The sequence below is a fragment of the Phormidium sp. CCY1219 genome (genome assembly GCF_035615515.1).
Classification (GTDB): Bacteria; Cyanobacteriota; Cyanobacteriia; order Cyanobacteriales; family Laspinemataceae; genus CCY1219.
Window position 1 is genome coordinate 19,097 of the sequence record NZ_JAJENT010000380.1, and the last position, 9,016, is coordinate 28,112.

The following is a 9,016-nucleotide window of genomic DNA, read 5'->3' on the forward strand; positions in this document are numbered from 1 at the left end:
AACTCTTCTCCCTAACCGGGGATCCCCATTCTGGTGACTTTAATCTCTGTGTCGATCGCAGGTCTGTGGCGCGATCGCATTGGTCCCGGGAAGGGGGATAATTTTCGATCGCAACTCCTGGCAATTGTTAGGGGAATGGCACGTTATGAGGCTGAAGATGAAAACTTGGAAACGGTTTGGATTGTTTGCGTTAATCGGATTGTTGCTCAGTTGGGCGATCGCTTGCACTCCGGGGTCGGAGTCTTCTTCGAGTTCCCAATCGGGAGTCCGCGAGGTGGAATTCTGGACGATGCAGCTACAGCCGCAGTTTACGGAGTATTTCAACGAGGCGATCGCTACGTTTGAATCCCAAAACCCCGATATCGAGATCCGCTGGGTGGATGTGCCTTGGTCGGCGATGGAAAGCAAAATTCTGGCGGCGGTTTCTGCCAATACTGCCCCGGATGTGGTCAATCTCAATCCCAATTTTGCTACCCTCCTGGCGAGTCGCAATGCTTGGCTGGACCTGGACGATCGAGTACCCCGGGAGATTCGCGATCGCTATCTCCCCAACATCTGGGACGCAAGCACTTTTAATGGCAAAAGCTTTGGCATCCCCTGGTACCTCACCACTCGCATCACGATTTACAACCAAGACCTCTTCCAGGAAGCGGGCATCCCTAACCCCCCAGAAACCTATGCGGAATTAGCCCAGGTGGCGCAGCAAATTCGCGATCGCACCGGCAAATATGCATTTTTCGTGACTTTTGTGCCGGGAGATTCGGCAGAAGTGCTCGAATCAATGGTGCAAATGGGCATGGAATTGGTGGATGCCGAAGGCAAAGCTGCCTTTAACACCCCAGAAGGCGAGGCGGCTTTTCAATATTGGGTGGATCTCTATCAGCAGGGTCTCTTGCCTCGGGAATCCCTCACCCAAGGCCACCGTCAAGCGGTACAGTTATATCAATCGGGTCAAATCGCCATGCTGGCTTCTGGTCCGCAGTTCTTCCAGACGATCGCCGCTAATGCCCCGGATATTGCCCGGGTCTCCGCCGCCGGCCCGCAAATTACCGGCCAAACCGGTCAGAAAACTGCTGCTGTGATGAATTTAATCATCCCGCGCAATACCGATGTGCCAGAAGCGGCGGTCAAGTTCGCGTTGTTTGTCACCAATGATGAAAATCAGTTGGCCTTTGCCCGCGAAGCGAATGTGTTGCCCTCCACGGTGAAGGCCCTAAAAGATAGTTATTTCCAACAATTGCCCCCAGATGCTTCCCCGGTGGATCGGGCGCGGATTATCAGCGCCGGTCAGATGAGTTCGGCTTCGGCGCTGATTCCGGCGATCGAGGATATCCAGCAGTTGCAAAAAATTATTTACGAAAATTTACAAGCCGCTATGCTCGATCGCAAGTCGGTCCGCGTTGCACTCGCCGATGCCGCACAGCAGTGGAATGCCCGCCATTAAGTGAGGTGAGTGGGGGAATTAAAATCGCGCCGAGGCAAAACTTGCCTCCGCCGACGCGGACTATTTTTTTCCCCATGATTCCCTCGAACATCATATCAGTTCAGTCGTCTTTAGACGACTTCAGCTCGAGGAGGCGGGGATTAAAATCCCCGTCTCTCCGGCAATTCTTGCCCTACGACTGTTGTATCCGGGCTAAAAAGTGCCCCAAGAGATAAAGCGACCCGCATAAAATTGGCAATTTGTCAAGGTCTTGAATCGCTTTTTCTAGGGCGAGGAATACATCGGCATAGCAGCGCACTTGTGCTAATTCCGGGCAAATGCTTTGCGCCAAGGTGGCCAGGTCTTCTGGGTCGGCGGAACTGCGATCGGGAACGGGAACTAAGTATAATCTATCCTGCGGTCGCAGCAGGGCTTTAAATATACCTTCGTGGTCTTTGGTAGACAGCATTCCCATCACCCAGGTGACGGGTTGGGTGGGGCTGACCTTTGCCACATAATCGCGCAGCACTTGGGCGGCGGCGGCATTGTGGGCACCATCGATCGCAAAGGAGCGATCGCGCCACTCGATCCACTGCAGGCGTCCGGGCCATTGGGTGTTCGCCATCCCCCTGGCGATCGCTGGGTCGGAAATCTGCCACCCCTGCTCTCGCAGAATTTGCAATGCGGCGATCGCTAGGGCACTATTATGCAACTGCACCGCTCCATGCAAGGGCAACGGATACTCAATCCCTTGATAGCTAACCCGAGGTAACGCGATCGGCATCCCCACCGCAGAACCCTTCGCCTCTCCTTCCCCTTTCGGGATGGCCGGTTCTGGAAAAATCGCCGGACATCCCAATTCGGCAATCCGCTTTTTCACCACCGACATCGCCTCTGGTGGCAATTGTCCGATAACCGCCGGACATCCGGGTTTGAGAATCCCCGCTTTTTCCCCGGCAATATCGCCTAAAGTCGGACCGAGGCGCTGCCAATGTTCCCAACTAATCGAGGTGATTATCGACACTAAGGGGCGATCGCAAGCATTCGTGGCATCCAGTCGCCCCCCGAGTCCTACTTCCATCACCGCCACATCTACCTGCTGCTGGGCAAAATACACCCACGCCGCCGCCGTCACTACCTCAAATAAGGTCGGCGAGGGCGCATCGGGGGCGATCGCCCTTTTAACTCGCAGCAGGCAGTCTTCTAATTCATCGCGCGAAATCGGTACGTCATTGATGCAAATCCGTTCCGTCCAGTCTACCAAATGTGGCGAGGTGTAGCGCCCCACCCGATATCCCGCTTGGGTCAAAATCGCCGACAAATAAGCACAAACCGAACCTTTGCCGTTGGTTCCGGCAACGTGAATCAGCGGCACTCGCTGTTGCGGATTGCCTAACTCGGCAAGCAGTCGGTGAATCCGCTCTAGTCCCAAGTTAACACCAAAATACTGGAACTGTTTTAGAATAGAATCGATAGTCACAATTTGAAAGTCTAGAGTGTGGTGGTCACGTACCCGTTCATCATTCTATTGTGCTCGAAAACGTCAAACGTGAGCAAATATCTTTCTCGGTCCGATGTCCATTTTAACCGCGATCGCCGAGGCGATCTCAACAATGGCGATTCCTCCTATTCCCTGTGGTTCGTCCTGGTGGTGGCGGTATTCATCACTTGTCTGATTGTCTCGAATATTATCGCCGTGAAGTTGGTGCAGATTTTTGGCTTCGTGGTGACTGCCGGGGTGGTGCTGTTCCCGATTAGCTACATCTGTGGCGATGTCCTCACCGAGGTCTATGGCTACCCCCAGGCGCGCCGGGTGATTTGGTTGGGGTTTTTTTGCAATTTACTGGCAGTGGTGGCTATCTGGGTGGCGCAGGTGTTGCCTCCCGCCACGTTTTGGCCCTCCCAAGGCGCTTACGAGCAAATTTTGGGCTTTACCCCGCGTCTGTTGGTGGCGTCGTTTTTCGCCTATTTGGTGGGGGAGTTTGCTAATGCGATAATTCTGGCAAAGATGAAAATTGCCACCCGAGGACGCTATTTGTGGGCGCGAACTATTGGATCGACTCTGGTGGGACAAGGATTGGATTCTCTGGTGTTCGTTACGGTAGCGTTTTGGGGCACTATTCCCCTGGCGGGCATGACTGAGGCGATCGCGGTTCAATGGTTGGTAAAATCCGCCTATGAAGCCTTGGCAACTCCGTTGACCTATTGGGTGGTTAATTTCCTCAAGCGTCGGGAAGGGTTGGATGCCTACGATCGCGAGGGTCGGTTTAATCCTCTCTCGTTCTCAGAGTAACCTGCGATCGTTGCGCGGTTCCCCAACTCTACCTGGAAACCTCGGAGGCGCTCGATCTATCCATTCAAACGCAATTCCCATCGCAACAGAAAAAACCGCATGGCTTCGCAATGGGTGGCGGAAGCGGCAAGGAAAAAAGCGCTAAGAAGAAAAAGCGCAAGTAGCAAACGCGATCGCTAAAATTTTAGCAGCGATCTGCCGTTTACGTGAGAAACTGGGTTTCTGACACAACTCTTTCCCAAGGCAACAAATTGAATCCAGAAACCCGGTTTCTTTTCCCTCGCCCCTACTACTCAGTTAACAATCGCTCTTATTTAGCCTTTAATTCGGTACAATTTCAACATTTCTCTTAATGGCGTAAGCTGCACCAAAGAGATAGGCCTCGATTTCTTTAGGTATAACCTCTCTGTGTTCCCCATGCGATTTCCTCAACGCCCCACTTCCAACGCCAAACCCAAAACCCGCTCGCGACAAAATTTCTCACAATGTCTTCTACTCCATTCCCTCCTCATCAATGGTAAATTCTTGGGGATTTTGCAGCCAGAACTTGCCCTGCCGTTTAATCAAATCTCCCCTGACTCGCACGGGGAGTTGTTCGTGGTAAGCGCGGGCGGCTGACTCGCGATCGCCCTCGGGAAAGCAAGTATAAAACTTCCATAATTTCTCTACCACAATTCCCATCAGCGTCACCGGTTCCGATCGCAGGTCTTCCGGTATGGCGATCGCCACGGCTTCGATTTCCAAATTCGGAACTTCGGCAATCAAATCTCGCAAAATCTTTACCTGCGATCGCTCCTCCACCTCTGCCAAAATCTCCAACACATCCGCCATCCGAAAATCATAATACCCCACATTCCGATCCATTGGCAGGACGATTTCGCGATACAGACATCCCGATTCTCGCCACTGCCAAATCGTGGAATTTTCATCGCATAAATGCCCTTTTTCCTGCCAACCTTTCCCCTGCAAATACTCAGCCACATCCTGGGGAACAATGCTGTGTAAAATTTGTCGATGACTTCCCTTTACTTTCATTCTCTACCTCCTTGCTAGGGGCGTTGGGCTAAATCGAACCGTTGCCCGCCAGCCATTTTTCAGCGCGGGAGATATTGGCCTCTCACTGGATCCTCTGGGAATGGAAGGGCCAAGCGAACTCGCCGTGACATCAACCCAAAAGACAAACACCTCCCTTCTTCTATTTTATCAGCTTCCCTCCCCTTTAAATTCACCTCGCCATGCGATCGCATTTTTCCTATAATAAAACTAATACCATCAGCCAACAAAATACTTTTATGATTCTCCAACACCTACGCCGTTTTTCCTTTACGGTGGTGTGCCTGTGCATCTGCCTTTCTTCCTGTTCTCCCGTTTCTCCCATCGGGGAACGACAGCGGCGCAAAGTCAACGCCGGCATCCCGCCAGATTTGCAATCGCAATTTGTCCAACCCCAGCGCAGTAAACTGGGAATGGCGGTTTCGGCGCATCCTTTGGCGACGGAAGCGGGAGTGGCGATGCTGGAAGATGGCGGAAATGCAATGGATGCTGCTGTGGCGACCGCTTTGGCAATTTCTGTGGTGGAACCGTTTTCCGCCGGAATTGGTGGCGGCGGATTTTTGCTGTTGCGCGAGGCGGAAACGGGCAAAATCCGGGCGCTGGATTTTCGGGAACGCGCCCCAATGGCAGCATCGCGGGATATGTATCTCGATGATGAGGGTAAGGTGAAATCGAGGGCGAGTTTGGACGGACATTTGGCGGTGGGGGTCCCGGGAACGGTTGCGGGATTGTATGAACTGCATCGCGAGTATGGAAAGTTGCCCTGGTCCGCAGTGGTCAAACCGGCGATTCGTCTGGCGCAAGAGGGATTTGAACTGAGCGATCGCTTTATCCGGTTTACCCAAAGACGGCGGGATGTATTATTACAAAATACCGCCGCTAAAGCTATTTTTACCCGCCAGGGTCAAATGTACGAACCGGGAGATATTTTAGTTCAAAAAGATTTAGCCAATACGTTAAAAACCATTTCCCAAGACCCGGAAAGTTTCTATTCGGGAAAAGTTGCCTGGGCGATCGCGCAAGACATGCAACAACATGGCGGATTAATTACCCTAAATGACCTTATCAATTACGAACCGATTTGGCGCGACCCCATTTGCGGTAACTTCCGCGACGCGCGCATTTGTTCTATGCCGCCGCCCTCTTCTGGCGGCGTCCATTTATTGCAAATTTTAAATATCATCGGCGAAACGGATTTAGCTGATTTGGGATGGCAAAACCCGGATGCTTTACATTTAATGGTAGAATCGATGCGGATTGCTTACGCCGATCGCGCGGCACATTTGGGAGATCCGGACTTTGTAGAAGTGCCAGTGCGACAACTCACGAGCAAGGAATACGCCAAACAGCGCCGGGAGGAAATCCAAATGGACCGGGTGCGGCGATCGGACGAGGTGACGGCGGTGGATGAGGCAACCCTGCAGCGCCTGCAAGGAGAATCCACCAATACCACTCACCTGACGATTGTGGATCGCGATCGCAATGTGGTGAGTATGACCTTTACTATTAATGGCGGGTTTGGTGCCGGGGTGGTGGCCGCCGGCACGGGCATTGTGCTAAACAACGAAATGGATGATTTTGCGATCGCTCCCGGCGTGCCGAATTTATACGGCTTAGTGGGAGATGAGGCTAATGCGATCGCCCCGCGCAAAACGCCCCTTTCCAGCATGACGCCCATCATCGCTACCCGCAACGGACGTTTCCTGATGGCGGCGGGTTCTCCCGGCGGTAGCACGATTATTACCACCGTCCTCCAAATTGCCCTGAATGGCATCGAATACAATATGAATGCCGGTGCCGCCGTTTCCGCTCCGCGCCTGCATCACCAGTGGTTGCCCGATGTGCTGTGGTTAGAACGCGGCGGCTTTGGCGCGGATACCGTCCAATCTCTCAAGGAACGGGGACATAATATCGAAGTGCGCGACGGTTGGGGCAATGCCAATGCGATTTTTGTTACCGAAGATGGCACAATACAAGGTGCTGCCGACCCCCGGGGTGAAGGAACTGCTATTGGTTTGTGAGATACCGAGATATAGTATCGACCGTCCGGGGGAGGCTTGGCATGTATAAATAAAGAGGCGTTGACTCACCTAATTCATCCGCCGATCTTCTTGACTTCGCCCAACCCGATCGCGTCGAAATGATTGTCACCTAAATCCCGAGATTGATGGCATCGGCTCGATCGCATTTACCATTGAATCGTAGCCCAATTTTAGAGCAAACCATCCTTATGAGTATTCTCGTGTTTGGCAGCATTAATATGGACCTCGTAACCCGCACTCACCGATTGCCCAATCCGGGGGAAACCATTGCGGGGCAAGACTTTTTTACCGCAGCAGGGGGCAAAGGGGCAAATCAAGCCGTGGCGGCGGCAAAACTGGGGATGACCACCGAAGTGATCGGACGGGTGGGCGAGGATAATTTTGGGCGAGAACTCTTGTGCGGGTTGCGCGAGTCTGGGGTGCAGTGCGTACGCGTAGTTGTAGATAATTCCACTACCTCTGGCGTGGCGGCGATCGCTGTAGACGAGAAGGGAGAAAATACCATTATTATCGTAGCAGGAGCCAACGGTAAAGTCAATCCCTCGGACTGCGATCGCTTGAGTGATTTATTCCCCCATGCCGATGCTTTATTATTGCAGTTAGAAGTTCCCCTGCCTGCAGTGCAAGCAGCGGCGGAAATGGCTAGCTATGCCGGGGTACCCGTTATCCTAGACCCCGCACCAGCGCGCGAATTGCCGGCAGACTTGTATCCCTTGGTGGATATTATCACTCCCAACGAAACCGAAGCTAGCATTCTCACTGGGATTTCTGTGAGTGACGCGGAAACGGCTCAAAAAGCTACAGCGGAGTTACGGCGGCGCGGGGTGGCAGTGGCGATCGCCAAGTTGGGGGCAAAAGGGGTATTCTGTGCTAATGCCGACTCGAACTTCTTTTTCCCCGCATTTGACGTGCAAGCGGTGGATACGGTGGCGGCGGGAGATGCATTTAATGGCGCATTGGCAACGGCGATCGCCCTGGGAAAACCCTTGCGCGAGGCGGTGAAATGGGGCGCAGCCGCCGGTGCCCTATCGGCTATGCAACCGGGCGCGCAACCCTCTCTCCCCGATCGCGAAACTTTCGATAACTTTCTCACTAGCCGGGAGAACAGATAAGCCCTTAAGTGAGAGAAAGAGTCCGCGTAGGCGGACTTGACCTACCCAGGCGCGATTTCAATCGCCCGCTTTGCTTACCTTGTCTCGCCCGGTTTTCGGGTGGAGGCGATCGCGGCAATTCCATACACCTTTATTCCGTGATTTTGCAGCACGCGCATGGCTTCGCGACAAGTGGCACCGGTGGTGTATATGTCATCGAGCAATACGACTCGGGAGGGTTTTTTGCGGCGAAAGGCTTTGCCCAAACCCATCGCTTGGGCGAGAGTTTTTTGTCGCTCTTCCCGGGATAAGCTATAGAGTGCCTCGGTTTCGCGGATCCGTTCCAATCCGGTGGCGGCTAAGGAGTAGCGGGTGAGTTCGCAGAAATGTTTGGCCAGTAATTCCGCTTGATTGAACCCGCGTTGCTTCTGTTTTTCCGGGTGCATGGGAATGGGCACTACCGCGATCGCACCGCGCGCCGCCAGGGGCGAGTTTATCCAAGCTTCTGCCAAGGCGTGACCCAGGGGTCTTGCCAGTTCCGGGCAATCCTCATATTTCATGGCGGCGATCGCTCGTTTCAAGATTCCGCCGTAACTGCCCCAAATCAACACTGGAGGTTTGCCCGGACGCAGTTGATGCAGGTTGTTAAACTGAGATTGCTGAAGCTGTTTATTGCAGGCTGGACATAAACTGCCTTGGCTCGGGCGATCGCATAGGGCGCAGTTCGGTTGAAAAAATAAATTCAGAATCCCCTTTAAGAATTGAGACCCCTTTCCCATCAGTTGCTATTCTCTCCATACCGTCATTGAGGTACAGCACTCATCCAGCCCCCGCCAGATGCAATGCCCCCCTTTATTGTCCCTGAATCCAGGCCCGAGGGACAAGGCGGCTGGCGATTCGTTACAGTTTTTAACATTTTGATGATGTAAGGCTCTCACTAAAATGAACCCGGGCGGGATAGACCTTTCCTTGAACTTAAGGGCGATTCCTTGGCGAATGCCGATCGCGCTTTGTTACAATTTTTAATTTATGCTGTATTTCATCGAAAATTAGGGGTTGGTAAGGGGGGCGAATGGAAACCCCTGTCATTTATGTATGGGGAGGAATTCGCCCC

At 53.1% G+C, this 9,016-nt stretch carries 7 protein-coding genes; 4 read left to right on the forward strand and 3 right to left on the reverse strand.

Features of this window, described 5'->3' with window-relative positions; all coding sequences use genetic code 11:
- Positions 1 to 151 precede the first annotated feature (151 nt).
- Positions 152 to 1,444: an ABC transporter substrate-binding protein gene (locus LKK83_RS07410; RefSeq protein ID WP_324630381.1), complete on the forward strand. Its 1,293-nt coding sequence runs from the start codon at positions 152 to 154 to the stop codon at positions 1,442 to 1,444.
- 172 nt (positions 1,445 to 1,616) lie between these two features.
- On the opposite strand, the gene LKK83_RS07415 is transcribed toward LKK83_RS07410, so the two are convergent.
- A complete protein-coding gene (locus tag LKK83_RS07415) occupies positions 1,617 to 2,903 on the reverse strand; it encodes a bifunctional folylpolyglutamate synthase/dihydrofolate synthase (protein ID WP_324630373.1) in 1,287 nt (428 codons plus the stop codon).
- Between the two features lie 69 nt (positions 2,904 to 2,972).
- Here LKK83_RS07415 and LKK83_RS07420 point away from each other — a divergent pair, with 69 nt between their 5' ends.
- Positions 2,973 to 3,716, forward strand: a complete 744-nt coding sequence (locus LKK83_RS07420) for a queuosine precursor transporter (RefSeq protein WP_324630374.1) — start codon at positions 2,973 to 2,975, stop codon at positions 3,714 to 3,716.
- 492 nt (positions 3,717 to 4,208) lie between these two features.
- Here LKK83_RS07420 and LKK83_RS07425 read toward each other — a convergent pair whose 3' ends face one another.
- Positions 4,209 to 4,751 carry a hypothetical protein gene (locus tag LKK83_RS07425; protein ID WP_324630375.1) on the reverse strand — a complete coding sequence of 181 codons (543 nt, stop codon included), beginning with the start codon at positions 4,749 to 4,751 and terminating at the stop codon, positions 4,209 to 4,211.
- 257 nt (positions 4,752 to 5,008) lie between these two features.
- Here LKK83_RS07425 and ggt point away from each other — a divergent pair, with 257 nt between their 5' ends.
- Positions 5,009 to 6,790, forward strand: coding sequence for a gamma-glutamyltransferase (gene ggt, locus LKK83_RS07430; RefSeq protein ID WP_324630377.1), 1,782 nt, complete (start codon positions 5,009 to 5,011; stop codon positions 6,788 to 6,790).
- A 209-nt stretch (positions 6,791 to 6,999) separates the two neighbouring features.
- Positions 7,000 to 7,923, forward strand: coding sequence for a ribokinase (gene rbsK / locus LKK83_RS07435; protein ID WP_324630378.1), 924 nt, complete (start codon positions 7,000 to 7,002; stop codon positions 7,921 to 7,923).
- Positions 7,924 to 7,997: 74 nt separating this feature from the next.
- Here rbsK and LKK83_RS07440 read toward each other — a convergent pair whose 3' ends face one another.
- Complete coding sequence (locus LKK83_RS07440) at positions 7,998 to 8,681, reverse strand: ComF family protein (protein ID WP_324630380.1); 684 nt, start codon at positions 8,679 to 8,681, stop codon at positions 7,998 to 8,000.
- Positions 8,682 to 9,016 lie beyond the last annotated feature (335 nt).

Bases quoted from the DNA above. Each gene is read 5' to 3' on its own strand.
- LKK83_RS07425 (WP_324630375.1), bottom strand. From the start codon at position 4,751: ATGAAAGTAAAGGGAAGTCATCGACAAATTTTACACAGCATTGTTCCC.
- ggt (WP_324630377.1), top strand. From the start codon at position 5,009: ATGATTCTCCAACACCTACGCCGTTTTTCCTTTACGGTGGTGTGCCTG.
- rbsK (WP_324630378.1), top strand. From the start codon at position 7,000: ATGAGTATTCTCGTGTTTGGCAGCATTAATATGGACCTCGTAACCCGC.
- LKK83_RS07440 (WP_324630380.1), bottom strand. From the start codon at position 8,681: ATGGGAAAGGGGTCTCAATTCTTAAAGGGGATTCTGAATTTATTTTTT.